This is a genomic window from Paraburkholderia sp. J7, assembly GCF_905220155.1.
Lineage (GTDB): Bacteria > Pseudomonadota > Gammaproteobacteria > Burkholderiales > Burkholderiaceae > Paraburkholderia.
This window is the reverse complement of sequence record NZ_CAJMYZ010000032.1, coordinates 48,274-74,966: the sequence shown is the minus strand read 5'-3', so window position 1 is coordinate 74,966 and position 26,693 is coordinate 48,274. Positions and strand designations below refer to the sequence as shown.

The following is a 26,693-nucleotide window of genomic DNA, read 5'->3' as shown; positions in this document are numbered from 1 at the left end:
CCGCTGGAGTGGGCGGCGACGCAGAACAACCTCGGCGCCGCGCTCACAAGCCTGGGCGAGCGTGAGAGTGGCACGGCCAGGCTGGAGGAAGCGGTGGCGGCATACCGCGCGGCGCTGGCCGAACGCACGCGCGAGCGCGCGCCGCTGGAGTGGGCGAGGACGGAGAACAATCTCGGCAACGCGCTCTCGAGCTTGGGGGACCGCGAGAGCGGCACGGCCCGGCTGGAGGAAGCGGTGGCGGCGTACCGCGCTGCGCTGGCCGAATGCACGCGCGAGCGCGTCCCGCTGGAGTGGGCGGCGATGCAGAACAACCTCGGGGCCGCGCTCACAAGCCTGGGCGAGCGCGAGAGTGGCACGGCCGGGCTGGAGGCAGCGGTGGCGGCGTACCGCGCTGCGCTGGCAGAAAGCGCGCGCGAGCGCGTCCCGCTGGAGTGGGCGAGGACGCAGAACAACCTCGGCAACGCGCTCACAACACTGGGTCAGCGCGAGATCGGCACGTCCCGGCTGGAGGAAGCAGTGAATGCTATCCAATCGGCTCAACGCGAATATCACCGGGCCAACATCACCGAGTTCGACGCCTATTTTGACGATGCGCTCGGCGTGATTGCGCATATGATCGACGAACGCAACCGCATGACGGAATAACCCCATCCGCACGCTGCGCTTGGAGGCGATTTCACTAGCACCGATCGAAGAGTCGCTCAAGCCACGAGGCTGGACGTTTGGGAACGCTGCGACGGTGGCCAATAGCGCATCTCAAGGTAACTCAGGGACACGCCCTTGCCCCTAGGCGAACGTCCCATGGGTGCAGCACCGCGCAAGCAGCCAAGGCCAGTATGAAGATCGGCAACCACATGCTTTCCGCTCGGCCTAGACCACTGAGTATCCGACGCGCGCCACGCGGCGCCGCGACCACTTTACGACTCGTAGCCGACGTCGACTGGGCGCCGAACTGCGGTCATTGGATAGCGCTAGTTAAATGTCCCTTGATGGCCGGCGACTGCCCGACGAGGTTGAACGACGGCGACCCATACGGCCCACTCATGCTTCGCCAGAGCGGACGCTCGCTCGGTGGCCAAGACCAAACATCATGATCTAGTTCGGCGCAACCTTCTACCCGGACTCCCAACGTACTGATCAGTTGCCTTCCTACCCGCTGTGGTTTCGACGGTGACGGCAAAGTGTCGACCGTAAACCTGATCCGTTCCATATCGAGCGTTCAACATTTTGATGTCAGAGAATGCAATGCGGTGTTTGTCACAAAGTGCCGGAAGCGCGTCACGGTAAAGATGAATTGCGCGTTGTAGCTTTGCCGAGACTGGACTGCCAAACGCCATTCCATCAAGAAAGTTGACGAGAATAAAACCTTCGGGACCCGCTGCTGCCTCTAAAAATACATCGACGTCGTAGATGCCGATCATCAAGCCGATGCCGCTGGCCAGTGAATCGGCGATATTGTGGCCAAGTGACCTCAGCTCACCGATTTTCATATTGATGACGGCTCCTTGATTCTGAGGAAATCGCTCGCGGCCGAAGCATTGTCGCCGATCTCCGACGTGTAGGCGAAGGGCCGGTATTGGCCGCACTGCGTCCCATGACCGAACGCGGCGCTCGTCCCCGACTCACGCCCGCATGCACGGCATAACCGACCCGGAGGGGTCCTTCGACTTTCTCCACAGCGGACGCTCAACGCGGCCAGCTAGCCATTGACTTCGTGGTACCAATATCGATTTCGCCCAATGAAGTCAAAGGCTTCTGGCCAAATTGCCTGTGTGTTTGCCAGAATGTTAAAGGTCGTGCCACCTGAAAAGCGAAGAGAAAGTACGTATTGATCTGTCTGCTCGACAGTGACCACGCTCTGGCCGATCAACCCCACGAGCTTGTCGCAGAACCCTGATGTTCCTTGGCGAGTAAAACTCTCGCCGTCCGCCACTGCGGCACAGTTATAGACCGTGAGCCGCTCTTCCTGAAAAACAAGCTGGAAATAGTCGTGAATAAATACGACCTGCGACAGGGGTTCAAGCGGTATAAGCCTGCTGTCCATGTATTCAGCTCCGGGTTGGCAGTGGTCAACAAATTACTCTCTGAATGACGTAATGGTCGCCGTCCACCTCCCGATAACGAGCTCCGTCAAAGATTGAACTCAAGGACCTCCCCATTCGCAGCGGCCGAAGCTAGAAGGCTTCGTAGCATGGCCAATTGCGAGATAAGACTGGTTCGCCGAACTTTGACTGCGTGGCTGTCTCCAGACGAGGACCAGCCGCAAACGAATCGCACCTCTTCTGCGCCCTGTATTTCGAGCGCGCGGATGCGACAGTCTAAGTCGGACGCAATTTGTACGAGTACCGCTGGCTCAACCTCGTCCTCTTCGAACTGGTCAAACATCGTTCCCAGCGAGTTATTGATTTGATTCCAGAACCCCGATGCGAAGAGCCACTCCGACACTGCGCTGTCCAGTGTGAATACCGGTTCTGCAGGTTTGCCTGCAATAAAGAAGCGCGATGCCTGCAGTCTGCGCATGACGTGAAAGCTAGCTTCGATGTCAGAAGATCCAATTGTCGGCGATCCGGGCTCCACTGTCGACTGGCCGATACTGGCCGACAGTGAGCGGAACAGGTGATCTTTGGTCACTACTTCGCCGGGTCTATCCATCCCGGGCGAAGTCCGCGAACGTGTTCTTCGCGGACCTGCTCGATCGATTCCGCATTGCCTAGATCGGCCTCAATCTCGCCGACGCAACCCCAGCAGTCACCGCCGCAGTTCATCGACAAGGGGTCGTCGGGCTGATCGAGTGCTCGCCGACATATCCGGCATTTCATCGCTCGGCTTCCAAGGTTCGAATTCGCCATATTGTCAGCAATTTACGCCAGTATGTCGAACGTCCGGAACTGGCCGACTCCTGTCTCACGCGGTGGGCAGTAGCCGAACCGTTGCCGCCATTACGGCTCGATCACGTCAAAGGGCGGCTTCCAGTCTGCATCGGACTTTTGAGCGTCTGCGAACGCACCCCCACGAGCGGCCGGAAATGGCTGAGCGATCAATCAGTGGCCGCGATCGAACGTACGCTGCCGTCGGAATTTCTGCCGTTTAACTCGATGTCGTCAAGCGTTGCCTTTGGGTCGATCCCCGACTGACGGATGTACTCCATCGGTCCGGTCCCAACAAGCCTGTCCCGTTGCGAAACGGATGCGCGATGTACCTTTTGCGCAAAGGTGATTTCGATGTCCGGCACTTCTGGCGCCACAGCGCCGCGACTAGAGTCAGGTCAGCCTTTGGACGCGGATCCTCACTCCACGAACGGTCCCGCACGAAGCTCTCTGAAAACTCACAAGGAGCAAACCATGCTGACCATGACATCGCCCACACTTTCCAGCGAACCTGTTGTCGCGACCGAAGACGCGCAATACTTCGAATACACTTCGTCCGCCAATCCGGTTGGTGCGAAGTTCATCTCGCGCGTGCCGTTCCACAGCTTCCCGCCTTCGCTCTATGCAGACGGCGCAACCCGGGTTGTGCCGCTCGACCTGTCCGCCGAGCTGGGCTGCGCGGGTCCCGCGACTGGCCCCGGCCTGAGCGCCAGCTTCCTGCGCATCAATGCGGGCGATGCGTTGACACTCGATCCGAATGCGACTTCGCAGGTTTTCTACGTTATCAGCGGCGCGGGCAGCGTGAAGCAGGCCGGAACCAGCTTCCCGTTTGCAATGGGCGATTTCTTCACGCTCCCGGGCGGCCGTGCCGCTGTGCTGTCCGCCGAAGTGACGGCCACACTCTATTGTGTCAACGATGCGCCTCTGCTCACCTATCTTGGCACGACGGGGGTACAAGCGCGATTCGCGCCGACACGCTATCCGGCTGCTAACGCGCAGGCAGCATTGCGCAATGTCGCGGAACAAGCCGATGCGGGCCGTCGCAACCGTATCAGCGTGCTGATGGGCAATGCCAACTTTCCGCAGACGCGCACGGTCACGCATGTGTTGTGGGCGATGTTCGGCATCGTGCCGCCCAACTCCATGCAGAAGCCGCATCGGCATCAGTCGATTGCACTCGACTTCATCGCCGGCGGCAAGCCAGGTGTCTATACGCTGGTTGGAACCGAACTGGACAGCGACGGAAATATCGTGAATCCGACCCGCGTCGATTGGGAAGCGGGAATGGCGTTCGTTACGCCGCCGGGATACTGGCACGCGCATTTCAATGAAACGAACGAAAACGCCTACGTGATTCCGATCCAGGACGCCGGCTTGCAGACTTATCTGCGCACGCTGGACATCCGCTTTGCCCGTTAAGGCCGACGCGACAGTGCGAGACCATCGTCCCAGTAAGGTGGCTCGCCAAACGCCTCGGCATAGAAGTCCACGAAGGCGCGCACCTTCGACGAGACGATCTTCTTCGGTGGGTAGGCTGCCCAGACCGCAGGCTCGGCTCGTCCGATGCGCGCTTCCCATTCCGATAGTACGTGCTGCAGGTGTCCTTCGCGCAGGGCCGTAGACGCAAGCCACGTTGGCAGGAGCGCCACGCCGCAGCCGGCCACGGCGAGGGCGAGCACGGCTTCCGAGTCGTCGGCACGCAAACGCCCCTGCAATTCCACCAACACCGGTTCCTGTTCTTGCGACGCTTGCGCACCGTGGGCGGCTCGCGTGAAAGACCATCTGTCGTCCGGCACCAGGGGCAGACGAAGTGCATCGTGTGCGGCCAGATCGTCAGGGACACGGGGCGTGCCGCGACGCTCGAAATACGCGGGGCTGCCGCAGACGATACGACGCTGCGGAGCAAGGCGCCTCGCCATTAGTGAAGAATCGGGCAGCACGCCAGTACGGATCGCGACATCGATGCCCGCGTCGATCATGTTGAGCGTTTGGTCCGTCGAGACGATGTCGAGGTCGATGTCAGGGTAGCGCGCCATGAAGGCTGGCAGATGCGGCACGATGTGCAGGCGCCCGAATGCCGGCGGCAATGTCACGCGCAGTGCGCCTTGCGGGGTGCGATTCAGCGACGACGTCACTTCGCGAGCGTCGTCGAGTGCCTGCAACGCTAACACAGCGTGTTCACGAAACAGCCGGCCACCCTCTGTCAGGACGAGTCCGCGAGTCGACCGGTTGAACAGGGCGATGCCCAGATCACTCTCCAGTTCGCTCACGTAGCGCGATACAGTCGATGTTTTGACGGCCAGTTCATTGGCCGTCTTGCTGAAGCTCTTCAGCTCCGCTGCGCGAACAAAGGCCCGTACTGCAGCGAAATAGTCCATGAAATGTCTGACGCGGATCAGATGGTTGTGGCTTTGATTAGGCCGGTAGTGTACTGCCCTTTCGGCGAGAGAGCCCGGGTTGAGGGCGATGCCCACAGAGATGGGTGTCAAGCACTGGTCAACCTTGCGGACGATGACGCACGCGCCCGATTTGCCTCAGAGTCTGGGGAGTAGAACTTTTGTAAGCCTGTTGTGAAAAAATCGGGACCCGCCCCTACAGGTCAGGAAGTGACAGCTATGGAACAGTCCCGCATGAACCTGACGGCTCCACTCCTTTCCGTCGACTCGACCCTATGGTTTTCGGCCTACGGCTTCGGTTGGGGATACTGTGCCTTCGCGCTCCCTGCTGCAACGGTCTGTGAAAAGCTCGGCGCGGCAAATGAAACTCCGAAACAATTGATGCTTGCCTTCGAGCTTGGCCAGCGCCGACTTTTGCAGGCTGTGGAGCAGAAAGCGTTGTCCAGCATAGGCGAACGGATAACGCTTTCGACCGACGATCTCTGACCACGAACGGCCGCGGCGCTCTGTCACGCTTTCGCGAGATCGGGCGAGCGAACGCGAAGGACCGCTGAAGCGCATCGAACTGACATTCGACCGTCCTTCTGATTGCGTCGACGAAAGGTTGGAGGTGGCCGGCCCCGGTCCGACACAACGGAGGGGCGCCTGATTGCGCCAACGCTTTCGTCCAGGTCCGGTCGAAAGCCCCTGCACTTGATTCAGGCTCGGCGTGCGGCATGCCGCACTACAAGTAACCCATAGCGTCAAATTGCCACTATGCGATGGGGAACCTCACCCCAGGCGAAAGATTTGGTACGCGAGGCCACCTAATCATCGCACTGCCTGTTGCAAACTGGCCGCGCTCGACCCGCCGCCGGTGAAGAGCGGAGGTACCTCGACCGTTCCTCTGGAAATTTTCTACGTTTGACCGATTCGTCATGCTCACCCGCCACCGTCAGAAGATCGGTGCCTGGCTCGGGATGCTTGCCATCCTGCTGAGCGTGGTTGCGCCTACGGTGTCCCAGGTGCTGCGTGCCGTGCATGGCGATGTCGAACATCACGCGCATCATTCCCATCACCATCATCCGGGCGTCGAGGTCGCGTTGGATGCCCATGCAGGGCACCACCATGGCGCCGATCCATCGTCGCTGTGCGACGCGTGCCCCTATTGCGGACTGTTCGCGCACTCGCCAGCCTTGCCTGGTGCGGCCGTCGCATCGAGCGTCGCGCCGCAGCGCCCCTCATTTCTTCCCACCCGGGTCACTCCTGCGTTCCGTCCGTATGCGGTGCTGACGCCAGCCCAGCCGCGCGCTCCCCCCGCCTGGTCCTGATCTTCGCAGACGTTTTCCAGCCAATGAGGCGATGTCGGTGAACGGCATCGCTGCCTTGGCGTGCGCCTGCCGTGCGCCCCCTGCCAGGAGTTCCTCGCTCTCTTCAAGGGCCGTGTGCGAGGGCGCGTCACCACAATTCGATCAGGATCTGAACATGCGAACCATTCTCAAACGGGGCGCGGCAGCGCTATGCGCGCTTGCACCGTGCCTGGTTTCAGTCGATGCATCGGCCCACGCGGTGGTCGGCGACCGCGTCTTTCCGGCCACGATGGCGGTGGACGATCCCGGCGTCGGCGATGAATTCAACCTGGAGTACAGCCACATCAAGACGCCCGACAGCAATGGCAACGACATGAACGTCAACACGGTGTCCTACGAGTGGGACAAGCTGATCACGCAGAATCTCGCGTTCAGCATCGCGAGCAACTACTCAAGCCTGAACTCGCCGGACGGCAATGCGAAGGGCTGGGACAATTTCACGCTCGGCGTCAAGTATCTCGCGTACGCGAACCCGCAGCACGAGTTCATGGCATCGGTCGGGCTTCTCGCCACGCTCGGCGGCACCGGCGCCAGATCGCTCGCGAACCCGTTCTCGACCTTTACCCCGACCGTCTATTTCGGCAAGGGCTTTGGCGACCTGCCCGCGTCACTTGGCTACCTGCGTCCGTTCGCCATCACCGGCACGATTGGCCCGAACCTGACGACGGCATCGTCGGACCAGGGACCGAACTCGCTGGGCTGGGGCCTGACGCTCCAGTACAGCATTGCGTACCTGCAGCAGCAGGTGAAGGATCTCGGTCTACCCCAGCCGTTCAGCAACCTGATTCCGGTCGTCGAATTTCCAATGAGCACCTGCACGGCTGGCGCGTGCTCAGGACAGACAACCGGCACGATCAACCCCGGTGTCATCTGGATCAATCGCTACGGGCAGTTCGGCATCGAAGCGCAGATTCCCGTCAATCGCGCGAGCGGCACGCACACGGGTATCCTGGTGCAAGCCCATATCTACTTCGACGACATCTTCCCGAACTCGGTCGGCAAGCCGCTGTTCTGACGCAGGAGGACTTTCTGATGAAACTGCACACGACCGCACGCGGCGTCGTTGCCGCGCTCCTCATCGCTGCCTGTCAGCTCGCGCATGCGCACGCTTACCCGACCCACCAGGCACCGGCGGCTGGCTCGACCGTTCCGGCCTCGCAGAAGGATGTCGCGATCGACTTCGACGACGGGCTCGAACCCGCGTTCAGCTCGATCACTGTCACCGATGCCCAGGGAAACGCTGTTACCAGCGGCAAGGCTGTCGTCGACCCGTCGAACCGGAAGCACATGTCGGTGGGGCTCAACACGCTGACGCCGGGCGTGTACACGGTCGCGTGGGTGGCCGTGGCCGACGACGGGCACCGCACCCAGGGGCACTACACTTTCACGGTGAAGTGACCGTGGAGCCGCTCGTCTCCGCGCAGATCGCCGTGGCAGCGGTGCAGAATGTGCTGTTCGCGACGGCAGCGGGCTCGCTCGCCTGCGCCGTGATGGGGAAGAGGAGCGGCATGGGCGCGCCGGCCACGCTGCGGGGTTGGCAGGCAGGCCTCACGTTCGCGCTGGCGCTCACGGCTCTCGGGTACCTCTGGCTGCAGGCGGCCGTGATGGGCGGCTCATCGCTCGCCGGGGCAGGCCCTGCAGTCATCGCCGTGCTTACGCAATCGCACTACGGTGTCGCGTGGTCGGTTGGTTTCACCGGCGCGCTGCTCGCGACACTGAGTCGCCTCCCGGGCCGTCGGGGCCTGGCGCTGTTCGCCGCGGGGCTCGTGGCATGGGCAGCGGGCAAGGCCGCAGCCAGCCACGCCGCCGACGCGGGTGATTTCTCGGCAGGGGAAGCCATCCATGTCGTGCATTTATGCGCGACGGCGCTGTGGGCCGGTAGCGTGATCGTCGCGGCAGTCGTGCTCCGGAACTCGCCGACCGCTCACGCAGCGGCCGAAAAGCAGGTGGCTTTCCGCAACGAGTTATCGTATCTGGCGACGGCCGCACTTGTCGTCGTGCTGGTCACCGGCTTCTATAACGTGATGCAGGACACCGCACAGGCAGACGTGCGGCTCTTCGCGATGGCCTGGAGCCGGATACTTGCGGCGAAGCTCGTGTTCGTTGCTGCGGCCGTGGCATTGGGCGGCTGGAACCGGCTGGTGGTTCTCCCGGAGCTTCGCGCGCGGGCGCAGCAGGACGGCTCAGGCTTTTCAGCAACCCAGAAGCGCTTCGACGCGTTGCTGTCCGTCGAAGCGCTAGCAATGTTGGCTATCCTCACTATCGCGGCCATGCTGGGACATACGTCCCCGACAGCCGGGTGATGAGCGTCAAGTCCCTGAAGCTGGTCGACGTTCGGACATGGCCGACGTTCGGCATCTTGATTAAACCGTGCGAGCGTCTCTTCATGGGCTGTCCTTGCCTGACGCAGACGACGCAGCTATTCCCAGGAGCCTACATCGGCGTCGTTGCCTTCGCCGCCTTGTTTCGCATCCTCGCCGTAACTGAATACGTCGATCTCACCATGGACGCCGGGGTTGAGATACTGATAAGGATTGCCCCACGGGTCGTCTGGCAAGCGCGCAAGATAGCCACCTTCCTTCCAGACGCCCGGCGCCGGATCGGTGTCGGACTTTTCAATGAGCGCATGCAGACCTTGTGCCTGGGTCGGATAGCGGCCATTGTCGCGACGATAGCTACTGAGGGCTTGCATGATGGCGGCAATGTCCTGTTTCGCGAGTGTATGCCTGGCCTCCTCGGGCCTCAGCATGCTCTTTGAGACGATCAGCACGATCAAAAGAACGAAAAGCGCAATGGCGACCGTGATCTGGATTAGCGTGGCGCCTCGTTAAGAGCAGCCTTGTGGGGCTGTAATTCCAGTGCGTCTTTTATTCCCTGCGTGCATTCCTGCTAAACCTCTTCAAGAGGATTGTTTGAGCGTAGTACGGGTGCGTAGGCACTCGTGCAAGCCCGGACGCTCATTTTAATGATGATCGGGATAACCGACAGCGAAGTCTGAACATGTAGTTGGCCCACGCCTTATTGGGGGCGCCCGTCCGGCGAATGACGCTTTTCCAGCCAACGTCGGCTGGTGTCCGATGCCTGCCAGATGGCGACGGCCAGCACGCGATCCACTACCGCCAGGCAGATCCTCCGTACCGGCGAAGGCCGTATCCGGGGCAGAGCGAGTTAAGCCAGTTTCTCATGCGATACTGTCGATCCGAGGATGCGATGGTCGATACGCAAACACTGCTGACCTGCATTGCTTTTCTCGTGGTTGCGCTGCTTTACGCCAGCACTGGCCAGGCTGGGGCTTCGGGATACATCGCCATAATGGCACTGGTGGGATACGAGCCTGACAGCATCAAGCCCACGGCGCTTGTCCTGAATATCCTGGTTTCCCTTGTCGTAAGTTGGCGCTTCATTCGAGACGGGCATTTCAACTGGCAATCGTTCTGGCCGTTTGCTTTGCCGGCCGTACCCATGGCGTTATTAGGCGGCTATATAACGCTGGAAAAGACCTGGTTTGAATATCTACTTGGCGCACTGCTCTTAATCGCTGGAACGCTGTCGCTGTGGCGCAGGCCAATGGGCGACAACATTGTGGGACCACCACCTAAGCCCGTCGCAGTGGCTTGCGGAGCGATTATCGGCCTTGCTTCGGGGCTAACCGGAGTTGGCGGCGGCGTCCTGATCGCACCGCTCCTGATCTTTTGTCGGTGGTCAACCATGCGTGCGGCTGCATCCGTTTCCGCGCTGTTCATCCTCTGCAATTCGATAGCGGCGCTGGCCGGCAATTGGAGCGCCACAAATCACCTTCCACATGGAATTGTTCGGCTGGCGTTGATGGTGGTCATGGGAAGCTGGTTAGGAGCACATCTAGGTAGCCGTTGGCTATCGACTCGTCAAATTCGTGTCTTGCTGGGTGTTGTATTGATCTGCGCCAGTGTGAAGCTGCTCCTGCCTGTTTGAATCACTGCAGCTGATTGACTGCTTCGTCCGCCGAAATGCGATGCAGATAGGCGATACGTCAGTGACGGCTGCTGGAGCCGTGACGCTGATGCGAGTCCATCGACCCTGCTATGCAAATGGCAACGGGCCTTCGAAAAGCCCGATGTAACACAGATGCGAAACCGCTGGCTGGCCGTGTCCAGCCCAACGGTGCAGCAGGTATGCGGGTGGTTCGAGATAAGAAGCGGGCTCCGCGTCTGCTTCGACGCGCAACGCGATCTGCGTTGTCGTGCTTGGGCACGTGAGTACGGGAACGTTCCCAAGGCGCGTCTGCATGGACCGATGCACGTGCCCGGCGAGAATCCGATCGACATTGTCATGGCGTGCAAGAACCTTTGCCAATGCGTCCGTGCTTCGCAAACCGTAGACGTCCAGATAGGGGATGCCCGTCATGAACGGCGGGTGGTGCATGACGACGACGACCGGTCGATCTCGATGCCCGGAGAGTTCAGTGTCCAGCCAGGTCAGGGTGTTGGCGTCCAGTTCACCGTGATGTAGCCCTGGAACGGATGTGTCTAGTGCCACGAGGCGTAGTTCGCCTACGTCTATCGCGAACGACAGCGCCCCCTCCTTGGGTAGCCACGCGTGATCCGAAAACGCGGCCCGCAGACGGTCACGGTTATCGTGATTACCTGGTAAAACCACGAACGGATGCTTCAGCGCGCCAAGCAATTCTCGAAGCTTCAGATACTCAGCGGCGGTACCTTCGTCCGTGAGATCGCCTGAGATGACTACGAGGTCCGGCTTGGGTCGCACGCGGTTCAGCGAATCGACCGCTGCCGAAAACATGGCATTTGAGTCCACGGCATCCTGGTACAGCGCGCCGTGTGAACGGACGTGAATATCGGATACTTGTGCAATGACTGTCACTCGGCTCTCCGGTGGTTTCGACGGGCATGTACGTGGGCGAAGAGCGATTTTAGGTCGGACAAAATACCTTATCGAGCGAGCTTTGGCGGGCAGTGTCACGACTCCACGCGTTCTCAATCGCGCGATCGAGCGGCCGAATCGGTACGACGAGCGGACATCGGGAGGTGTTGCACGAAAGCCCCCTTGTGGCCGTGAAGACTCACTCGTCAATAGAGAGAGGAGACATTCGCTGGCACCGGTTTGCGAATGTCCGTGAAGCGAACTTCAGCCGCCGCACAGCCGTTGATCGGCGGCCGTCGGCTTTGGCCGATGGCGGGCGTATCGCATCCGTCAGGTTCCGCCTGAGGATTGCAGCGATTCAAGCGGCAGGTTTCCCCGCTGGCGGAACGGCAGGTCATGGCCCGGTTGGCGACTTGGCGGACGTAAGGGACGCGCGGTCTCCTATCCGAGTCTCTTCTCGCGATCCAGTGCTGAAAATGCTCCCTGGAGTAGCGCTTCCTGATCGGCAAAGCGCTGCTTGTCGCGTGTGCGAAGTTTGCGCAGGTTTTCGATCTTCCAGCGTATCGCGGGCATGTCGCTCAGATGAGCGTAGGGCATCAGTGCCCAGTCCGGGGCCAGTCTGACGAGGGATAGGAGAAATTCACGATGCTTCGGGCTCAGCGCGCGTGGCAGATCGTGGTGAAGCTGTGCCTGGACTTCCTCGAGCCGGGAAAGGCTGACCTCGTCGACGGTCATGCCCACGAATCCTGCCTCGTATTCGTGCGCCAGTGAATGTGGCTTCGCAAACAGAACTTCGTGAACGGGGCGGTTGTGGCCAGCGAGGTAGCCAACGAACGCGGCAACGCAATCATCGCGCAGGCCACCGTACGTCTCGTACATGTGCTGCACATCGAAGATGTCACGTGGATGCTGGCGGTCCAGCGCCGCAACCAGCTTGCTGCCGTACAGTTCTGCGTCGGCGAGCGTGGGCACTTCGAAGTCGACGCGGAACATTTCCTGTGCGCGCGGAACGACCGGGCGCATGACGGTTGGCATCAGGGTGCCCCGGAAGACATAATTCACTTCCACCTTGACCTGGGTATCGGCGGAAGCCACTGTCAATTTCACGTCGTCGCCCTTGTTTTTGCCGCTGGCGCCAGCGACAGTGACGTGATAGCCCTGCCGCTCAATCGCCTGTTTTGCGCGCGCAAGTTCCGTGTTGATGATCGCCAGTGCTTCGGCCCGGTCGGGGTCGTGCGAGCGCATAATCACGTCGATATCGACAGACAGGCGGGGCAGGTCCTGCACGAACATGTTAATTGCAGTTCCGCCCTTCATGGCGAAATGCGGTGTGTCGAAAACGTCGGGCGCGATCGCCAGCATAAGGCGAACGGTGTTGAGGTACTGATCGTTCATCTGTCCACGTCTGATTGAAATTGGCACGTTACGCCTTCAGGTTCAATGAAGGCGTGCCCTTGCGGCTGCTGGACCAACGCTTACCGGGGCCAAGCCTGTCGACGTGGCGCTGCAGATCCTTGCCCCAGGCAAAGCCGCTGGCTTCTCCAAGATCCCGCACCAGCTTGACGACCTTCACCCTTGTGCAATGGGATAGCAGGGTATCCAGTACCTTTGGGCGCAGGTTGCGCAACGACGATGCGATATTGATGGCCTCTTCGAGGGACTGTCCTTTTGCGAGGCGCTTGCCGACATCGCTCGCGAGCTCGAGCAGGGCACGCTCGGGCTCGGCAACGAGGATCGAGGGATCCTGGTTGGGAAGCGGCGAGATCGCAAAGCCTTCCGGCAGATTGTCATCGAACAGGCGCGTCGTCTGCAGCGTATGGGGCATGTGCTCGCCGACCCACTCGGGCATGACGTAGGGACGTTGGGCCCAGAGCACGACACGCTCGCGAAAACTCATGTTGTGCCGCACGCCCTGCCAGTCGAGCGCCGTCCTGCCGCCGACATGCAGGCCCTTCACATGCCGGCTGAGGTACGCGAGTACGCCGTCGCGCGTCGGCGTGTCCCCCGCAAGGAGGTAGGCGCCTTTCGAAAGACGCTGAAGCCACCCGGCGCTCACCAGGTAGGTGGTCTGCTGGGCGCTGACGCCGCAGTCGCGGAGCATCTGTGGATCAAGCGGCTGTCCTCGGGGGACGCCTTCCATGAGCCGCTGGAGCGTTTTGCTGGCCATACTTGTCGGGGGCATGATTTTTTTGTGACTACACAAAGAAATCAGCAGTTAAGGAGATTAAATCATGCAAAATCCGGAGGTCGATCGCTGTGTCGACGTCCGGGACGCGCGTAATCAGTGTATTCGATCGGGACGGCCGGCGCATGATTTATTCGATTTTTCTGCGGTAAAATTTGTATTTAGATAGAAAAAATCATGAAATACGCGAACCGGCAAAAGCTGGCGCGAGGTGCCAGGCGCAAAGGGACGGTTGATTGAAACTAACAATCGGTGGCCGCTAGAAAGGTGGCGCCTTCGGCGGCAGGCATTCCCCGGCAACTGCCGAACGCGGACCGCCGCACGTCCCCGAAGCCGGTTTACGCGAGGTTGGCCTCATTCGTGGAATGGGCAAACGCATCGTATTTAGCGCCGTTCGCGCCGGGCCAACTGGACGAATGCAACCAGGCGCTTTTCCCGTTCACCTGGCAGGGCGGCTGGCGCCTGGCTCTGACCTGAGCATTTCTCCTGGGTTCTCTTGGCGAGCGGGCTGTAATGTCGAGATTCGCATCGCGAACAACCTGACGCCTCGGACATGTAGGGCGAGCCGGTGAACCAGAGACCTGCAGCGTAGGCAGGCAGTGGACGCCCGGAAGAGGGGAGAGTTTCTGCGCGAATGCGAACGAAATATATGTCGTCCGTTGCTCTCCGGCTGTAGTAGGCCTAAGGGCGGGTATCGGGGTGGAGCGGGCATCCCGTACCGTCGATCGAGGACAGGATATCGGCCAAAGCCGACGGTCAATGATCGGAGGCCATGGGGCAGCTGCACGCGCCATTGCTGACATTGGCAAACCGGCGTTGGCGAATGTCAACTCTCCTGCCAGCGAATGGGTCTTCACGACCCACTTCTGCCCTTCGGACCACTGCCGGTCGGATGACCGTTGCGAGCGTTCTAACGGCCGTTTCCCCTGCCCCCCGATTTGTAAGTTTTCAACGATAAAGCCAGCGCGATTATGGATCTGCGATCGGCATAGGGTTCTCGTCGGAAATGGTGGCCAGACGGACACCGAAAGCGCGTCACGTTTTTGTGCTTCACGCCCACCTCAAATCGCCCGGCGACCCGCTTCGTCAGCAATATCCGTCAATGATCTCGAACAATCGTTGGCATGACCTGGCGACGTGTTCTTCAGGCGCCGTTGCAACCCCGAGCAAAAGGCCGGACACAGTCCACGACGGATTCGCGAACCACGCCGACAAAGGCGAGGGCGCGATACCGGCAGTCATCGCCTCGCGCACGATGCGCACATCGGAGGCGCCCTCCGGGAGGCGAAGAAGCACGGCCAGGCCCGCATTGACCCATTGCGCGTTCCGCATACGTAACTGTTCTGATAGACCGTCTCGTTGCGCGGAATATAGACGCTTGAGTCGGCGTATACGCCGGATGTAGTGGCCCTCCCGCATAAATTGAGCCGTGGCGATTTGAATAACGGGTGACGGCGCGGGAGCGAGTGTTGCTGCTACCTCTGCGAATGCATTGGCCAATTCGGCAGGCACCACGACGAATCCAAGACGTAGAGCCGGGCTAACAGTCTTGCTGAAAGAGCCGATGTGGATGACCCGCTTGCCGTCATCAAGCGACGCCATTGCAGGCGCCGGCCTGCCTTCCAGTTGTAGTTCGCCGAGGTAATCGTCTTCAATGACCCACGAATCGTTCGAAGCCGCCCACTCAAGCAGTTGAAGGCGTCGCCTCAACGACAGAGTCGAGCCTAGAGGCGCCTGCTGACCGGGCGTCAAGACTGCTAACGCAGCGTCTGGGGCAGTCTCGATGCCGTAGTCTACGTTTATACCGTCCGCGTCTACCGGTATCGGCACGATGTTCAGGCGAGCCAGTTCCAGCCCCTTGCGAGTGATCATGAAACCGGGTTCTTCCATCCAAACCTTCTTGCCATCCAAACCTAACACCCGAAGCGTCAAGCCTAAGCCGGCGCTGTATCCGGACGTGATGAAAACCTGTTCCGGGTGACAGTGGAAGTTTCGCGCGATGGAGAGATTGCCCGCGATCTCTCTGCGCAGTTCGAACTCACCTCTCGGATCAGGATAGAGCAGCGACGACAGGCATCCGGTCTTTAGCAGGTTGGAGGAGCGAGCCCGCGAAAAAAGCTTCTCGGGTAGCCCTTCAAACGCCGGAATACCGAGTTGAAAAATCGCCGGCCCTGCGTTCATTTCCTCGTACGACCTCATAAACGACCCGAGCCGCGCCGCCTTTCGCTGAGTTGTGGCGGCGCGAAGGCGCGGGGCCACCCGTGTTCCTCCCGCTCCAAATGTTTCGATCATCTGCGCGTCAGACAAACGGTCATAGGCCGCTTGGACCGTCCCGCGCGCCACCCCGAGCTGCGAGGCAAGGTCTTTCCACGATGGCAAACGTGTTCCGGATTCGAGCAGCCCTGACTCAATTGCCCTGCTGATGCTGTCGAAAATCTGTTCTGCGAGGGGCCGCTTTGCCGTTCGGTCGAGCTGTATCTGCAAGTCTGAATCCATGTTCTTGGTACACACAAAAATCACGATCTTGGTTCTGTTGTATGCACTGTCGATGGTACAGAATCTTCCTGCCATCAGTGATATGAACTGCCATCCAGGGATTTAGGGCCGCTCGCCGAATTCGGTGTCTTATGTTTACAAACAACGGTTTTCGTCCACTATCCAAGGCTAACGACTCAGGGTCAAGCAATCACGCGACCAAAGCCGCAGCAAATCTGCCGGAGAAAATTGTATGAACATTCTGCATATCGATTGCAGCCCGAGACTGGAGTCGCATAGCCGAAAGCTGTCGGCTGGGATCGTCGCGAAGCTTCAAACGATCTTCCCGAGCGCGCAGGTTCGCCGTCGGGACCTCGGGTTGGAGCCGATACCTCATCTCGGAGCCGCCTACGCCGATGCACTTTCCACGCCTGCATCGTTGGCCGCGGCTGGACGGACCGCTGACGCGGTACTTCTCGCTGAGGAACTCATTCAAGAGGTCGAGGGCTCCGATGCGATCGTCATCGGGACCCCGATGAATAACTTGACGATCCCGTCCGTGCTGAAAGCCTGGATCGATCAGCTTATCCGGGTCGGACGCACCATGCAGTCGACGCCCGCTGGCAAGGTTGGAATGCTTCGAGACCGTCCGGTATTCGTTGGTATCGCCTCAGGCGGGGTGTTCACAGGCGAACGTGCTAACCAGCCGGATTTCCTCACGCCCTATCTTTCTGCCGTACTGGCTTGCATTGGTCTCACCACCGTCCACTATATGCCGCTGCAGGCAACCGCATTTCTCGATGCCGGGCAAGCCGCGCAACTTCGGGCTTCTCTGATAGCCACGATCGAGCCGGTTATGGCAAATCTCGCGTGCAGCCTCGTTTGAACGTGCGGATATCTAATGTCGAATCTACCGACGCCCTCGCGGTTCTCCGTTGTGGAGAAACTGTCGACGACGACGATTAGCGTACGCTGGAGCGATCCGTGCATGGGACGTTACGAGAGCCAGATCTGGGGTATCGGTTCGGCACCTGCGGATGCCGTCTGTGCGCTGTCCGGGAAGGCCATACGACGTGGCGACTCGATATTTCGCCCGCGTGTGAGTCGAACGTATGTACCTGTCAACCGCCATAGAATGATTCTGGCTTCCGCAGTAGGTTGTTTTCCGGAGGAACCATCATGTTAGGACGCACCGGCTCATGAGCGAATCGCGAAAGGTAGTGGTCGTTACCGGCGCATCGCAGGGGATTGATGCCACCATCGTTCGGGCGTTCCGGATCGACTACGCCGTCGTTGCGACTTCCCGTTCGATTCGACCCCTCCGATGGCGAGGAACGAGCATTTCCCGTCTTCGAGATTTTCGAGCGCTGGCAATTTTGCGAGTTTGAACGGCCAGCTGATTTTTCCACGCCGAGGCTTTACGGAATCCTATGTCTCACGTCGACTGGTTGAGTCACCTGCTGCAATTGATCACTGTTACTGGTCGGCCGGAAGTACGCTGCGCCTACGGTGCACCGTGGCGCGTCGCGTGGGATCAGGCGGCAACCCACGAAATTCCCTACCACGTTGTGCTCAAGGGCAAGGCAATCATCGAGGACCCGGCGGCAGGGATGGTAAAGGAGCTGGTCGCTGGCGATATCGTCTTGTTGCCCCACGGCTCTGCGCACATCCTGCACGACGGTAGTGGAATTCAGCCCGGCCCTACCCGCGAGCGCCAGGACTTTGCCGGGTGGACATTTAGCGAGAACGACGGCGCCGGCGAACATCTCGATATGTTATGCGGCCGTTTTTTTATTGGGCCGCCCCATGATCGACTGATTCGCAATTACCTTCCAACAAATCTGGTGGTGCGGACTACGGGCGGGGATGATGACCCGGACTTCGAGTCCGCTTCGAACCCTCTCGCCAATTTTGTGAGGCTCATGCGCGACGAGTCTACAGGAGAAAAAGTGGGCGGTTATGCCGTCCTCAACTCGCTCAGTTCGGCGCTGTTCACTATCGTGCTGCGCGAGGCGACTAGATCCGGGCAGGCCCCGACAGGCTTGCTGGCGCTCGCTGGACATCCACGGTTGGCCCCCGCGATTTCGGCAATGTTCTCCGATCCCGCGCGCGCCTGGAACCTGCCCGATCTGGCCGCCTTGTGCAACATGTCCCGCGCCACGTTCATGCGGCATTTCCAGGAAACGCTCGGATACTCAGCCGTTGATTTGCTAACCGACATCCGCATGAGCCACGCCGCAAACGAGCTGAAGAAGCCGACGATGACCACAGAGGCTGTGGCCGAGTCGGTTGGCTACCAATCCGTGTCCTCTTTCCGGCGTTTGTTCACCGAGAGGATGGGCATGACACCCGGTGAATGGCGCCGTCTCGCACGTCAGGGGCGATAGAACCCGGGATTTGTCGTCCGCGGTTCGAACCACCGCGGAACACGCTCCGGTGATGTCGGCACGGAGCGACTGGTCTTCGGCCGCGCCTCCTTCGAAGCAATCTGGACAGCAGGCCTCATTCGCGGCGGCACGATGAACCCTACCGCGTTGCAGCATTGAGCGAACCGATCACCTCCCTGCAGTTTGATCCTTTTGGACACTTTATTGAGCATTTCCGCTCTCGAAATAGGTCTCCTGTGGCCTTAAAGTTGAAACACCTCACCACTTGACGGCAAACACGCAGAGAAGCTGCGATGCCTTGGTGAAAGCGGCCAAGGTGAGCAGCGATCGACACAAGAACCGTGAATCTTTGCCGCGCAAGTTCGAACGGAAGCGCTTCTGTACCCCAGCAGGCCTCTCTACCAATAGGAATCCTTATGAACAGCGGAACCACCATGAATAACGCAGTCATCGAATGCATCGTCAGCCGCAGCGCCACGAAGTATTACGACCCGTCGGCGACGTTGAGCGACGACCAGATCCGCGAGCTGGTGCGGATCGCCACCAGCGCCCCGACGTCCTTTCATCTGCAGAACTGGCGCTTCATTGCGGTACGCACGCCCGCGGCGAAGGCCAAGCTCTTTCCGCTTGCGTGGAGTCAGCCCGCTGTCGCGGACGCGGCAGTTACCTTCATCATCTGCGGACAGCTGGTTGACACCAGCGTGATTCCGGATCGTCTGGCGCCGCTGGTCGAAGCAGGCGTGATGCCGGCGACGATGGTGTCGGAGTGGGAGAACCCGGCACGCGAACTGTACATGGCATATCCGCAGCGTCGCCGCGACGAAGCCGTACGCACGGCCACGTTCGGCGCGTCGGCAATGATTTATGCAGCCCGCTCGCTGGGTCTGGGGTCGACGCCGATGATCGGCTTCGACGCCGAGTCCGTTCACCGCGAATTCGGTCTGGCCGATGATGAGGTGCCCGCGCTTCTGCTCGCCATCGGCGCCGAGCGTCAAGGCAACTGGGCGCAAAAGCCGCGCCGTCCCGTAGCCGACGTGCTCGACCTCGTCTAAGCGTGTCGCTGGGGCGTCCACTACGCACAACGACCAGCCAGCCATGAAAAGCAGTCGTAGGCAAGGTAACTCCCGCCTGAGCCTGAACAGCTTCGACCCGCGTCCGGGCACGAAGTAATCCCAGGGGAGGGTTCAAGGATGAACCCTCATCAATCAGTAATGCAAATTAATTAGAGAATCAATCATGACCCGAACCACCATTCTTACGCCGGAACAAGTGCCTGCCGAGTCGAAGGCGACGCTCGATGGCTTCGCCAAAAATATCGGCTTCACGCCGAACATGATGGCGGCGTTCGCGCAAAGCCCGATCGCGTTCAACGCCTGGGCGTACCTGCTGGGCTCCCTGAGCAAGGCGCTCGACGTGAAGACGCGTGACAGCATCGGCCTCGCCGTCTCCGAAGTGAACGGTTGCAACTATTGTCTGACGGTTCACAGCTTCACGGCAGAGCACCTGGCGAAGCTCCCCACGGACGACATCATCCTCGCGCGCAAGGGCCACGCCGCCGATCCGAAGCGCGATGCCGCAGTCCAGTTCGCGCGCAAGGTCATCGAGACCCGTGGGAAGGTGGGCGACGCCGACCTGAACGCGGTTCGCGAAGCGGGCTACACAGACGCAAACGTGATGGAAATCGTCGCACTGGTCGCTATGTATTCCCTGACGAACTTCTTCAATAACGTCTTCGATCCGGACATGGATTTCCCCGCTGTCACGCCGGCCGGTTCGATCTGACCTCGCGGCTACGACGCACATGACGTTGGACACCCCGAGAGCGGAGTTCTCGGGGTAATCCATCGGAACGCACGGCGGAACGGTCGGCCATGTTCGGCAAAAGGCCGGCACATTCCATCACCAAGGAAAAAGATGACCCTTCAGCATCCAGTTTTCACGCGCTGGCCCGCACAACACCCCGACCGGCTCCAGCTATTTTCTCTGCCGACTCCTAATGGAGTGAAGGTCAGCATCATGCTGGAGGAGACGGGCCTTGCGTACGAAGCCCATCGTGTCGACATCATGGCGAACGAGAACCAGGAACCTGCATTCGGTTCGCTCAACCCGAACGGCAAAATTCCGGCGATCTTCGATCCGAACGGTCCAGGTGACCGCCCGGTCGCGTTGTTCGAATCGGGTGCGATCCTGCTTTACCTCGCCGACAAGACAGGGCAACTCCTGTCTGCCGATCCCGTGATTCGCTATGAAACGATCCAGTGGCTGATGTGGCAGATGGGCGGTGTTGGGCCAATGTTCGGTCAGGTCGGCTTCTTCAATAAATTCGCAGGCAAAGCCTACGAGGACAAACGCCCGCGCGACCGGTATGTGGCGGAATCCGCCCGACTGCTCGGTGTGCTCGACACACGGCTCGCAGGTCGCGACTGGGTGATGGGCGATGACTACAGCATTGCCGACATCTCGCTGCTCGGGTGGGTGCGCAATTTGATCGGTTTTTACGAGGCGCGGGAGCTTGTCGGCTTCGATCGATTCGCTCATGTCCGGCGATGGATCGATCGTGGTCTCGCGCGCCCTGCTGTGCAGCGCGGCCTCGAGGTGCCCGCAGCTTGATTCTCGCCGGGCTTGAAAGATGTCCTGGCTGACACGCAAAAGGAGAAGACCATGAAGATTCCGAACATCATCATCGCCGCCTTCGTTGCACTAGCCGCGATGGGCGCGGACTCCGCTGTAGCTCACGACGGCGACGGACAAACCGTAACGAAGAATTTCGATGCAGCGATCCCCAACGTCCCCGGCAAGTCGCTGATTGCCCTGGAAGTCACCTACGCTCCGGGTGCATCGTCGGTGCCCCATACGCATGCGAAGTCAGCATTCATTTACGCGTACGTGATCAAGGGGGCTGTCGAGTCGAAAGTGAATGACGGCCCGACGCGCGTCTATCGGGAGGGTGAGAGCTGGTCAGAACCGCCCGGGGCTATCCATTCGATTAGCCGAAACGCGAGCAAAACGCAGTCCGCGAAATTGCTCGCCGTGTTCGTCCTCGACACGGACGACAAAGCGCTGACCACGCCTATCAAATAGCGCGAAGCTCATCGATAAACAACGATTCCTGCGAGGCACTGGAGAGCGTTCCCCGAATTCGCAGGATGTCCTTTTAGACGAGTGGATCCATGATTGAAATCACCGCAGACGCCGAGGCAATCATAAAGGGGGCAATCCTGTCGTTCGTCGCGACAGTGAATGAGGACGGGACACCGAATCTTTCGCCAAAGGCTTCCTTGACGGTCAGGAATGGCAAGCTTTACTTTGCCGATATCGCGTCGCCCGGGACGTTGCGAAACTTGAATCTCAACCCCGCTGTCGAGATCAACGTAGTCGACATCTTCCAGAGACGTGGTTACCGGTTCAATGGGCGTGCGCTTATTCTTCCGCCCGGCGGCGAAGAATACGCAATGATCGCCGACTGGATTCGCGAGGTAAACGGGCCTGAGTATCCTGTCGAGCATGTCATCCGCATAGAAATTAGTTCGATATCCTCATTGTGTTCACCTGCACATGTCTTTGCCGATCCGCCCCGCAGTCAAGACGAGATACAGAAAACGTACCGTCAAAAATACGGTGTGCGCCCAATCGGGGAATAGGCTCTGGAATCGAGCGTATTGCTTGATGCTGGGGCGGCCATAGCTGCGTTTCCCAGCGTGACCGTCAGATGAATTTCGGGAGCATTCTATGCAATCAGTTGACATCAAAGCCATCGAGCGTAGCGATTTCGATATTTGGCTGATGCTGTGGGAAAGCTACCAGCGATTTTACAAGGTAACTATCCCCAAAGCCGTGACACGCGACACCTGGGAGCGCTTCTTTGACCCTAACGAACCCATGCACGCGGTGCTCGCCCTGGCGTGTGGTCAGCCCTGCGGCTTTGCACACACGGTCTATCACCGTTCGACCTGGACAACCGACGACTACTGTTATCTACAGGACCTGTTTGTTGCGACTGATGCACGTGGGCGTGGCGTTGGTCGCGCGTTGATCGAACATGTGTATGCGGAGGCGAAACATCGAAAAGCGCCCCGTGTGCATTGGCTGACCCACGAAACCAACTATCCCGGCAGGCTCCTTTACGACGCCGTGGGAGAACGCTCTGGCTTTATCCAGTACCGAAAGGTGCTCGCATGAAGTTCACCGGCGCGGTCTTCGCCAGGATACTCGCGATGCAGCGTGAGCTGAGAGAAGAAAGAGAGCGGTGCCGGGTTGGTTCCTCGGCGTGTCGAACGTTTCCCGGACTACTTCGACAGAAGGTAGTGCCGGGGCCCGTATCGAAACTATGAAGCAGTGCATCCGTAACGAACCACCTAACATTCTGAAATGGGAAATAACAATGAGTATTCGCATGAATCTGCTTCGCTTTCAAATTGCAGAAAAGAGCGCAGGATCCCGAGCTGGACTTTCGTTGCTCAGATGGGCGCTAGTCATCATCTTTCTGTGGTTCGGTGCAATGAAATTCACCCATTACGAAGCGAACGGCATCTCGCCGTTCATCGTCAACAGTCCTATCATGGGTTGGTTGAATTCCCTGTTCGGGGTACAGGGCGCAAGTGACGTAATAGGTTTGCTTGAACTGTCGACTGCGGCCGCTCTGATCATCGGGGCGATTCAACCACTGTTCTCCGCGCTGGGAGCTGCGATGTCGGCCGTTACTTATCTGATCACGCTTACCTTCATGTTGAGCACTCCGGGCGTTGCCGAAGCAACTGCCGGTGGTTTTCCCGCGATTTCAGCGTTGCCCGGCCAGTTTCTGCTTAAAGACGTCGTTCTGCTGGCTGCGTCGCTTTCCCTCCTGCTCGGGTCAATCCAGGCCTCGCGGACGGACACGCGGCAGTGAGCTAACGGAAAGTTAGATATCTGGATAGTCTAAGGAGATGAAAATGGAGAGCAAAACTACGCGAAGCGCCGAGATAGGTGAAAGAATCTCTGGCAAATCCTCGCATCCGGATGAGCGTACTATCCGCGACTGGTTGGGCCCAGAAGCGTTCGAACACTGGAGGGAGCTGAGGAGCTGGATTGATGAGTTCTACCCCAATGTGTTCACGCCGGGTTGGATATATGGGGGCAAGAAGCGAGGCTGGGCACTGCGCTATAAGGAAACCAGGGCGTTGTGCAGTCTGCTCCCGGCATACAGTCTGTTGTCCGTTCTGGTCGTCCTGGGCAGAGCAGAACGAGAGAAGTTTGAAGAACGGCGTTATTTGTGGAGCCCGCCATTGGTCAAACTGTACGATGAATCCCGGACCTATCATGACGGGAAATGGCTGACTATTCCGATCTTGTCGGTGGATGACCGAATTGAGGTGACGGATCTCATGAGCATGAAACGCCCCGCGCTTTCACGCCTTCGAGGGTTGTAGCTGGACATCGCATCGCCAGTATCCGCGCCGTTGCGCACTGCCTGTTGCGCAAAGATAGCAGCCGGTGCGATCCCGGCATCGCGGAATGTATGAGATGAAGCGCCGGGCGCGTTCGGATGTCCGCTCTCGGCAGCATTTGCCTGCCGATGAACCATTAGTCGCAGCATAAGCGGAAGACCGTGTATGAGTGACTGCTTGCGAAGGGGAACTGCCGCCCGAATGTCATAGCGACGCAACGAACTGGATGTCACATCATGGCCGACACCGGCACTTCGGTGGCAGCGGCGCGTTGAACAGATCGAATGCTGAAAAGGCCACACGCAGCGCGGAGCACGGCCCTTGACGCGTTCCGGGGCCTGATGTGCTTAGGCATCCGCGCCTCGAGGTATTGGCTCCCACAGTCGCCGCGTACTGCGTTGACGGGACCCGTCTGCAAGGCGAACCTAGATCGGAGCAAGCATGGTCCCGCGGCAACGCCTGGCGCCACAGCGACAGGCGTACGCGCTGGCCGAAACGCGCGCTTTCGCTGAGACTTCAAGCGCGTAGTCGATGAACAGTTCCGCGCCGGGCTGGATATCCTTGAGCGCGTTGATGTAGACGCGGCCCGATTTCTCGATTGCCTCGCAGTTCGCCTTGCAGGCATGGTTGAGCCACCGCGCGCCATTGCCGCCGCGGCCGCCATCAATGACGCGCCCGTCCGACAACCCGAAGAGGAAAGTGTGCGCAGCATCGGTGCGTCGCGCATAGGCGCGGGTTGCTTCGCGCCAGGTGGTGACGAGCCCCCTGTATTCGAAGATGCGTTCGCCGGCGGAAAGTGCCCGCAAGGCAAAGACGCCCTTTCCGTGGATAGGAGACTGCCGAACGGAGACGCGCTTCATGTCGGGAAAGTGCGAAGGAGCGAGACGCGGAGTATAGCCGCAGAAACGGCGGCGCAACATGTGGCTGCGGCTAGTTACCGGTGTCTTGGTCATGAGCCGGCGCATATGTGCGACGACGCGCATGCTTCGTCCTCGCAAAAGCGGCCGCGATTTCCCTTACGCGTTTGACCTCGTAGCTGAGCCGATCGATCGAATGGTCGACGCGTAAGCGTGCCGCAGGTTGTGCGTTGTGGTGGGTTCAACGGCTCCTCGAGCGCGCGTGCCGCATCCAAGGCGTTACCGCCGGCGGCCGGGATTTTCAAGCCGGCGGGTGCTTGCAGCAGATGTATTGTAGGTTGGCCTGCGGTGGCTGCGGTCGTAGTCAGCCGCCCCGCGGCGCGAGTGCCCTCGAATGAAGCGAATGGATTGCGTCACGCGGTCTGGCGCATCCGATAGCCAACACCTCGTATCGTCACGATCTTCTCGGAGCCAAGCTTGCGCCGCAAGCCGTGAACGACGACATCGACAGCGCTACCCGAGGCCGCGCGTGTACGTCCAAAGAGGTGCAACGCCAGCTCCGAACGCGTGAAAACTCGCATGGGCTCGTTGACCAGTGCAGTCAGCAACCGGTATTCGCTCGGCCTCAACGTCACCGGCATGCCGTCGAGCAGTACCAGATAGTCGAGCTCGTTCACTGTCAAATTTCCCAGCACCAATGGACCTTGTGTGCGATTCGGCCGCCGCATCAAGACGCGAACCCTCGACCTCAGATCTTCGAGGTCGAACGGCGTGATTAGATAGTCGTCGGCGCCACCGTCGAGCACAACCATCGGACTCGCCAGGAGACCGCGCGGAAGCAGTGCGACGACCGCCGCGTTCCCGCCAAGCCTGCGATAGCGGCGCAACAGTTCGAGGGCGTCCACGGCAGATTCGCCGAAATCGAGCAGCACGACGTCGTGGCATCGATACCGCAAACTCAGTTCTGCTTCGTATTTGCTGCTCGCCCAATCGACCTCGTATCCCGCGAGGTGCATCTGCGTGACGACCTGCAGCGCGATTGAATCGTCCTCATGAACCAGTAACATCCTCACGTGGGTCTCCAGCCACCGAGATGGCGTTGTCACTGCGTTATGCGCAACCGGCTTCCTGACTATCGCGCGTCTGCCTCACGCGAGATTCCCGATCCGATAACCCACGCCGCGCACGTTGAGGATGGCGTCCCGCCCCAGCTTGCGGCGCAGATTGTGGATATGCACCTGGATGGCATTGCTCTCGATTTCCTCGTTCCATCCGTACAGGCATTCTTCGAGTTGCGCCGGCGTGACGACGATCGCTGGATTGCGCATCAACTCATGAAGCAGCGCAAACTCCCGCGTCGTCACCGATACCTCCCTGTCGCGCAACCACACACAGTGTTGCGCAGGGTCGAGCCGTAGCGCGCCGACCTGCAGCGACGGTTGCACACGCCCCGTTTGATGGCGGCTCAAAGCACGCATGCGTGCCAGCAGTTCGTCGAGTGCAAACGGTTTGACGAGGTAATCGTCGGCGCCGGAGTCGGGGCCGGCAACCGCATCCGGACCGACATCGCGCGCAGCCATCACAATCACGGGCGTCGCATCGTTTCGCTGCCGCAATCTTGCGAGCAGTGTCAGTTCGTTATTTCCGGACGAACCGATATCGAGTAGCACCAGAGCGTACGAGGTCGTTCGCAGCGCAAGCATCGCCATTTCGACATCATTCGCCCAATCGACAGCGAATCCCTCCTTGTGCAACCCGCGCTTCAACCCGCCATCTATCGAGGCGTCGTCTCCCACCACCAGTATGCGCATCGCGCTCCCCGTTGTTCACTCCAGAGCCCGTCAAAGATTTCGACTCGTCGCGTTACGGCGCTCTCGCCACGTCGCCGTTCGCC

Annotated in this window: 30 protein-coding genes and 2 pseudogenes; 20 read left to right on the top strand and 12 right to left on the bottom strand. The window is 59.8% G+C overall.

The annotated features are described in order from the left end of the window. Positions 1–645: tetratricopeptide repeat protein (locus tag U5A58_RS36050; RefSeq protein ID WP_321964937.1), on the top strand; the 645-nt coding region annotated here is incomplete at its 5' end. A 443-nt stretch (positions 646–1,088) separates the two neighbouring features. Here U5A58_RS36050 and U5A58_RS36045 read toward each other — a convergent pair. From U5A58_RS36045 to U5A58_RS36035, 3 genes are all read right to left on the bottom strand, one after another. Beyond that, a complete protein-coding gene (locus U5A58_RS36045) occupies positions 1,089–1,490 on the bottom strand; it encodes a hypothetical protein (protein ID WP_321964936.1) in 402 nt (133 codons plus the stop codon). A gap of 209 nt (positions 1,491–1,699) precedes the next feature. Then, positions 1,700–2,044 (bottom strand): hypothetical protein, encoded by a 345-nt coding sequence (locus U5A58_RS36040; RefSeq protein WP_321964935.1) that lies wholly within the window; start codon positions 2,042–2,044, stop codon positions 1,700–1,702. Positions 2,045–2,130: 86 nt separating this feature from the next. Next, entirely contained in the window at positions 2,131–2,631 is a 501-nt protein-coding gene (locus tag U5A58_RS36035; RefSeq protein ID WP_321964934.1) for a hypothetical protein, read from the bottom strand. A gap of 710 nt (positions 2,632–3,341) precedes the next feature. Between U5A58_RS36035 and U5A58_RS36030 the strand changes: the two genes are divergently transcribed. Then, positions 3,342–4,286: a cupin domain-containing protein gene (locus tag U5A58_RS36030; RefSeq protein WP_321964940.1), complete on the top strand. Its 945-nt coding sequence runs from the start codon at positions 3,342–3,344 to the stop codon at positions 4,284–4,286. On the opposite strand, the gene U5A58_RS36025 is transcribed toward U5A58_RS36030, so the two are convergent. Beyond that, a complete protein-coding gene (locus tag U5A58_RS36025) occupies positions 4,283–5,245 on the bottom strand; it encodes a LysR family transcriptional regulator (RefSeq protein WP_321964939.1) in 963 nt (320 codons plus the stop codon). The two genes, U5A58_RS36030 and U5A58_RS36025, sit on opposite strands and share 4 nt — an antisense overlap. A 237-nt stretch (positions 5,246–5,482) precedes the next feature. On the opposite strand from U5A58_RS36025, the gene U5A58_RS36020 reads away from it, so the two are divergent. The 5 genes from U5A58_RS36020 (at position 5,483) to U5A58_RS36000 (ending at position 8,915) form a co-directional block, all read left to right on the top strand. Next, the gene (locus U5A58_RS36020) at positions 5,483–5,749 is read left to right on the top strand and encodes a hypothetical protein (protein ID WP_321964933.1); all 267 of its coding nucleotides are present in this window, start codon (positions 5,483–5,485) and stop codon (positions 5,747–5,749) included. Positions 5,750–6,180: 431 nt separating this feature from the next. Then, the gene (locus U5A58_RS36015) at positions 6,181–6,573 is read left to right on the top strand and encodes a DUF2946 domain-containing protein (protein WP_321964932.1); all 393 of its coding nucleotides are present in this window, start codon (positions 6,181–6,183) and stop codon (positions 6,571–6,573) included. 154 nt (positions 6,574–6,727) lie between these two features. Continuing rightward, positions 6,728–7,627 (top strand): hypothetical protein, encoded by a 900-nt coding sequence (locus U5A58_RS36010; protein WP_321964931.1) that lies wholly within the window; start codon positions 6,728–6,730, stop codon positions 7,625–7,627. Positions 7,628–7,644: 17 nt separating this feature from the next. Beyond that, complete coding sequence (locus tag U5A58_RS36005) at positions 7,645–8,010, top strand: copper resistance protein CopC (RefSeq protein ID WP_321964930.1); 366 nt, start codon at positions 7,645–7,647, stop codon at positions 8,008–8,010. Between the two features lie 2 nt (positions 8,011–8,012). After that, the gene (locus U5A58_RS36000) at positions 8,013–8,915 is read left to right on the top strand and encodes a CopD family protein (protein WP_321964929.1); all 903 of its coding nucleotides are present in this window, start codon (positions 8,013–8,015) and stop codon (positions 8,913–8,915) included. A 116-nt stretch (positions 8,916–9,031) separates the two neighbouring features. Here U5A58_RS36000 and gspG read toward each other — a convergent pair. Beyond that, positions 9,032–9,439: pseudogene (gene gspG, locus U5A58_RS35995) on the bottom strand (type II secretion system major pseudopilin GspG); the annotation flags it as partial. Between the two features lie 383 nt (positions 9,440–9,822). On the opposite strand from gspG, the gene U5A58_RS35990 reads away from it, so the two are divergent. Further along, positions 9,823–10,563: a sulfite exporter TauE/SafE family protein gene (locus U5A58_RS35990; RefSeq protein ID WP_321964928.1), complete on the top strand. Its 741-nt coding sequence runs from the start codon at positions 9,823–9,825 to the stop codon at positions 10,561–10,563. 108 nt (positions 10,564–10,671) lie between these two features. On the opposite strand, the gene U5A58_RS35985 is transcribed toward U5A58_RS35990, so the two are convergent. From U5A58_RS35985 to U5A58_RS35970, 4 genes are all read right to left on the bottom strand, one after another. Continuing rightward, positions 10,672–11,472 carry a phosphodiesterase gene (locus U5A58_RS35985; protein WP_321917041.1) on the bottom strand — a complete coding sequence of 267 codons (801 nt, stop codon included), beginning with the start codon at positions 11,470–11,472 and terminating at the stop codon, positions 10,672–10,674. Positions 11,473–11,913: 441 nt separating this feature from the next. Continuing rightward, on the bottom strand, positions 11,914–12,867 hold the full coding sequence (locus U5A58_RS35980) for a nucleotidyl transferase AbiEii/AbiGii toxin family protein (protein ID WP_321964927.1): 954 nt from the start codon (positions 12,865–12,867) through the stop codon (positions 11,914–11,916). A gap of 28 nt (positions 12,868–12,895) precedes the next feature. Further along, entirely contained in the window at positions 12,896–13,639 is a 744-nt protein-coding gene (locus tag U5A58_RS35975; protein WP_321964926.1) for a type IV toxin-antitoxin system AbiEi family antitoxin domain-containing protein, read from the bottom strand. 1,104 nt (positions 13,640–14,743) lie between these two features. Further along, positions 14,744–16,228, bottom strand: a complete 1,485-nt coding sequence (locus U5A58_RS35970) for a PLP-dependent aminotransferase family protein (RefSeq protein WP_321930701.1) — start codon at positions 16,226–16,228, stop codon at positions 14,744–14,746. Between the two features lie 157 nt (positions 16,229–16,385). On the opposite strand from U5A58_RS35970, the gene U5A58_RS35965 reads away from it, so the two are divergent. From U5A58_RS35965 to U5A58_RS35910, 12 genes and pseudogenes are all read left to right on the top strand, one after another. Next, positions 16,386–17,018: an FMN-dependent NADH-azoreductase gene (locus tag U5A58_RS35965; protein WP_321916664.1), complete on the top strand. Its 633-nt coding sequence runs from the start codon at positions 16,386–16,388 to the stop codon at positions 17,016–17,018. Between the two features lie 15 nt (positions 17,019–17,033). Next, entirely contained in the window at positions 17,034–17,318 is a 285-nt protein-coding gene (locus U5A58_RS35960) for a DUF3331 domain-containing protein (protein ID WP_321916666.1), read from the top strand. Between the two features lie 13 nt (positions 17,319–17,331). Beyond that, positions 17,332–17,451: pseudogene (locus U5A58_RS35955) on the top strand (3-oxoacyl-ACP reductase); the annotation flags it as partial. A gap of 111 nt (positions 17,452–17,562) precedes the next feature. Further along, entirely contained in the window at positions 17,563–18,519 is a 957-nt protein-coding gene (locus U5A58_RS35950) for an AraC family transcriptional regulator (protein WP_321916667.1), read from the top strand. A gap of 434 nt (positions 18,520–18,953) precedes the next feature. Beyond that, entirely contained in the window at positions 18,954–19,571 is a 618-nt protein-coding gene (locus U5A58_RS35945; RefSeq protein ID WP_408602517.1) for a nitroreductase family protein, read from the top strand. A 184-nt stretch (positions 19,572–19,755) separates the two neighbouring features. Then, positions 19,756–20,301, top strand: coding sequence for a peroxidase-related enzyme (locus tag U5A58_RS35940; protein ID WP_321916669.1), 546 nt, complete (start codon positions 19,756–19,758; stop codon positions 20,299–20,301). Positions 20,302–20,433: 132 nt separating this feature from the next. Next, positions 20,434–21,129, top strand: a complete 696-nt coding sequence (locus U5A58_RS35935; protein WP_321964925.1) for a glutathione S-transferase N-terminal domain-containing protein — start codon at positions 20,434–20,436, stop codon at positions 21,127–21,129. Positions 21,130–21,180: 51 nt separating this feature from the next. Next, positions 21,181–21,600, top strand: coding sequence for a cupin domain-containing protein (locus tag U5A58_RS35930; protein ID WP_321930697.1), 420 nt, complete (start codon positions 21,181–21,183; stop codon positions 21,598–21,600). A gap of 89 nt (positions 21,601–21,689) precedes the next feature. Further along, a complete protein-coding gene (locus U5A58_RS35925) occupies positions 21,690–22,160 on the top strand; it encodes a pyridoxamine 5'-phosphate oxidase family protein (protein WP_321930696.1) in 471 nt (156 codons plus the stop codon). A gap of 88 nt (positions 22,161–22,248) precedes the next feature. Next, entirely contained in the window at positions 22,249–22,698 is a 450-nt protein-coding gene (locus U5A58_RS35920; protein ID WP_321916676.1) for a GNAT family N-acetyltransferase, read from the top strand. A 202-nt stretch (positions 22,699–22,900) separates the two neighbouring features. Further along, positions 22,901–23,404 (top strand): YkgB family protein, encoded by a 504-nt coding sequence (locus U5A58_RS35915; RefSeq protein ID WP_321930694.1) that lies wholly within the window; start codon positions 22,901–22,903, stop codon positions 23,402–23,404. A 37-nt stretch (positions 23,405–23,441) separates the two neighbouring features. Continuing rightward, the gene (locus U5A58_RS35910; protein ID WP_321916680.1) at positions 23,442–23,924 is read left to right on the top strand and encodes a DUF3788 domain-containing protein; all 483 of its coding nucleotides are present in this window, start codon (positions 23,442–23,444) and stop codon (positions 23,922–23,924) included. A 443-nt stretch (positions 23,925–24,367) separates the two neighbouring features. Here the strand turns inward: U5A58_RS35910 and U5A58_RS35905 are convergent, their stop codons facing one another. The 3 genes from U5A58_RS35905 to U5A58_RS35895 all read right to left on the bottom strand — a co-directional run bounded on the left by U5A58_RS35905 (position 24,368) and on the right by U5A58_RS35895 (position 26,610). Then, on the bottom strand, positions 24,368–24,925 hold the full coding sequence (locus U5A58_RS35905) for an SET domain-containing protein (protein WP_321964924.1): 558 nt from the start codon (positions 24,923–24,925) through the stop codon (positions 24,368–24,370). 287 nt (positions 24,926–25,212) lie between these two features. Beyond that, a complete protein-coding gene (locus tag U5A58_RS35900; protein ID WP_321964923.1) occupies positions 25,213–25,905 on the bottom strand; it encodes a response regulator transcription factor in 693 nt (230 codons plus the stop codon). Between the two features lie 42 nt (positions 25,906–25,947). Continuing rightward, positions 25,948–26,610, bottom strand: a complete 663-nt coding sequence (locus U5A58_RS35895; RefSeq protein ID WP_321964922.1) for a winged helix-turn-helix domain-containing protein — start codon at positions 26,608–26,610, stop codon at positions 25,948–25,950. Positions 26,611–26,693 lie beyond the last annotated feature (83 nt).

Bases quoted from the DNA above. Each gene is read 5' to 3' on its own strand.
- U5A58_RS36045 (WP_321964936.1), bottom strand. From the start codon at position 1,490: ATGAAAATCGGTGAGCTGAGGTCACTTGGCCACAATATCGCCGATTCA.
- U5A58_RS36040 (WP_321964935.1), bottom strand. From the start codon at position 2,044: ATGGACAGCAGGCTTATACCGCTTGAACCCCTGTCGCAGGTCGTATTT.
- U5A58_RS36030 (WP_321964940.1), top strand. From the start codon at position 3,342: ATGCTGACCATGACATCGCCCACACTTTCCAGCGAACCTGTTGTCGCG.
- U5A58_RS36025 (WP_321964939.1), bottom strand. From the start codon at position 5,245: ATGGACTATTTCGCTGCAGTACGGGCCTTTGTTCGCGCAGCGGAGCTG.
- U5A58_RS36020 (WP_321964933.1), top strand. From the start codon at position 5,483: ATGGAACAGTCCCGCATGAACCTGACGGCTCCACTCCTTTCCGTCGAC.
- U5A58_RS36015 (WP_321964932.1), top strand. From the start codon at position 6,181: ATGCTCACCCGCCACCGTCAGAAGATCGGTGCCTGGCTCGGGATGCTT.
- U5A58_RS36010 (WP_321964931.1), top strand. From the start codon at position 6,728: ATGCGAACCATTCTCAAACGGGGCGCGGCAGCGCTATGCGCGCTTGCA.
- U5A58_RS36005 (WP_321964930.1), top strand. From the start codon at position 7,645: ATGAAACTGCACACGACCGCACGCGGCGTCGTTGCCGCGCTCCTCATC.
- U5A58_RS35990 (WP_321964928.1), top strand. From the start codon at position 9,823: ATGGTCGATACGCAAACACTGCTGACCTGCATTGCTTTTCTCGTGGTT.
- U5A58_RS35980 (WP_321964927.1), bottom strand. From the start codon at position 12,867: ATGAACGATCAGTACCTCAACACCGTTCGCCTTATGCTGGCGATCGCG.
- U5A58_RS35975 (WP_321964926.1), bottom strand. From the start codon at position 13,639: ATGGCCAGCAAAACGCTCCAGCGGCTCATGGAAGGCGTCCCCCGAGGA.
- U5A58_RS35970 (WP_321930701.1), bottom strand. From the start codon at position 16,228: ATGGCAGGAAGATTCTGTACCATCGACAGTGCATACAACAGAACCAAG.
- U5A58_RS35965 (WP_321916664.1), top strand. From the start codon at position 16,386: ATGAACATTCTGCATATCGATTGCAGCCCGAGACTGGAGTCGCATAGC.
- U5A58_RS35960 (WP_321916666.1), top strand. From the start codon at position 17,034: ATGTCGAATCTACCGACGCCCTCGCGGTTCTCCGTTGTGGAGAAACTG.
- U5A58_RS35950 (WP_321916667.1), top strand. From the start codon at position 17,563: ATGTCTCACGTCGACTGGTTGAGTCACCTGCTGCAATTGATCACTGTT.
- U5A58_RS35945 (WP_408602517.1), top strand. From the start codon at position 18,954: ATGAATAACGCAGTCATCGAATGCATCGTCAGCCGCAGCGCCACGAAG.
- U5A58_RS35940 (WP_321916669.1), top strand. From the start codon at position 19,756: ATGACCCGAACCACCATTCTTACGCCGGAACAAGTGCCTGCCGAGTCG.
- U5A58_RS35935 (WP_321964925.1), top strand. From the start codon at position 20,434: ATGACCCTTCAGCATCCAGTTTTCACGCGCTGGCCCGCACAACACCCC.
- U5A58_RS35930 (WP_321930697.1), top strand. From the start codon at position 21,181: ATGAAGATTCCGAACATCATCATCGCCGCCTTCGTTGCACTAGCCGCG.
- U5A58_RS35925 (WP_321930696.1), top strand. From the start codon at position 21,690: ATGATTGAAATCACCGCAGACGCCGAGGCAATCATAAAGGGGGCAATC.
- U5A58_RS35920 (WP_321916676.1), top strand. From the start codon at position 22,249: ATGCAATCAGTTGACATCAAAGCCATCGAGCGTAGCGATTTCGATATT.
- U5A58_RS35915 (WP_321930694.1), top strand. From the start codon at position 22,901: ATGAGTATTCGCATGAATCTGCTTCGCTTTCAAATTGCAGAAAAGAGC.
- U5A58_RS35910 (WP_321916680.1), top strand. From the start codon at position 23,442: ATGAAAATGGAGAGCAAAACTACGCGAAGCGCCGAGATAGGTGAAAGA.
- U5A58_RS35905 (WP_321964924.1), bottom strand. From the start codon at position 24,925: ATGCGCGTCGTCGCACATATGCGCCGGCTCATGACCAAGACACCGGTA.
- U5A58_RS35895 (WP_321964922.1), bottom strand. From the start codon at position 26,610: ATGCGCATACTGGTGGTGGGAGACGACGCCTCGATAGATGGCGGGTTG.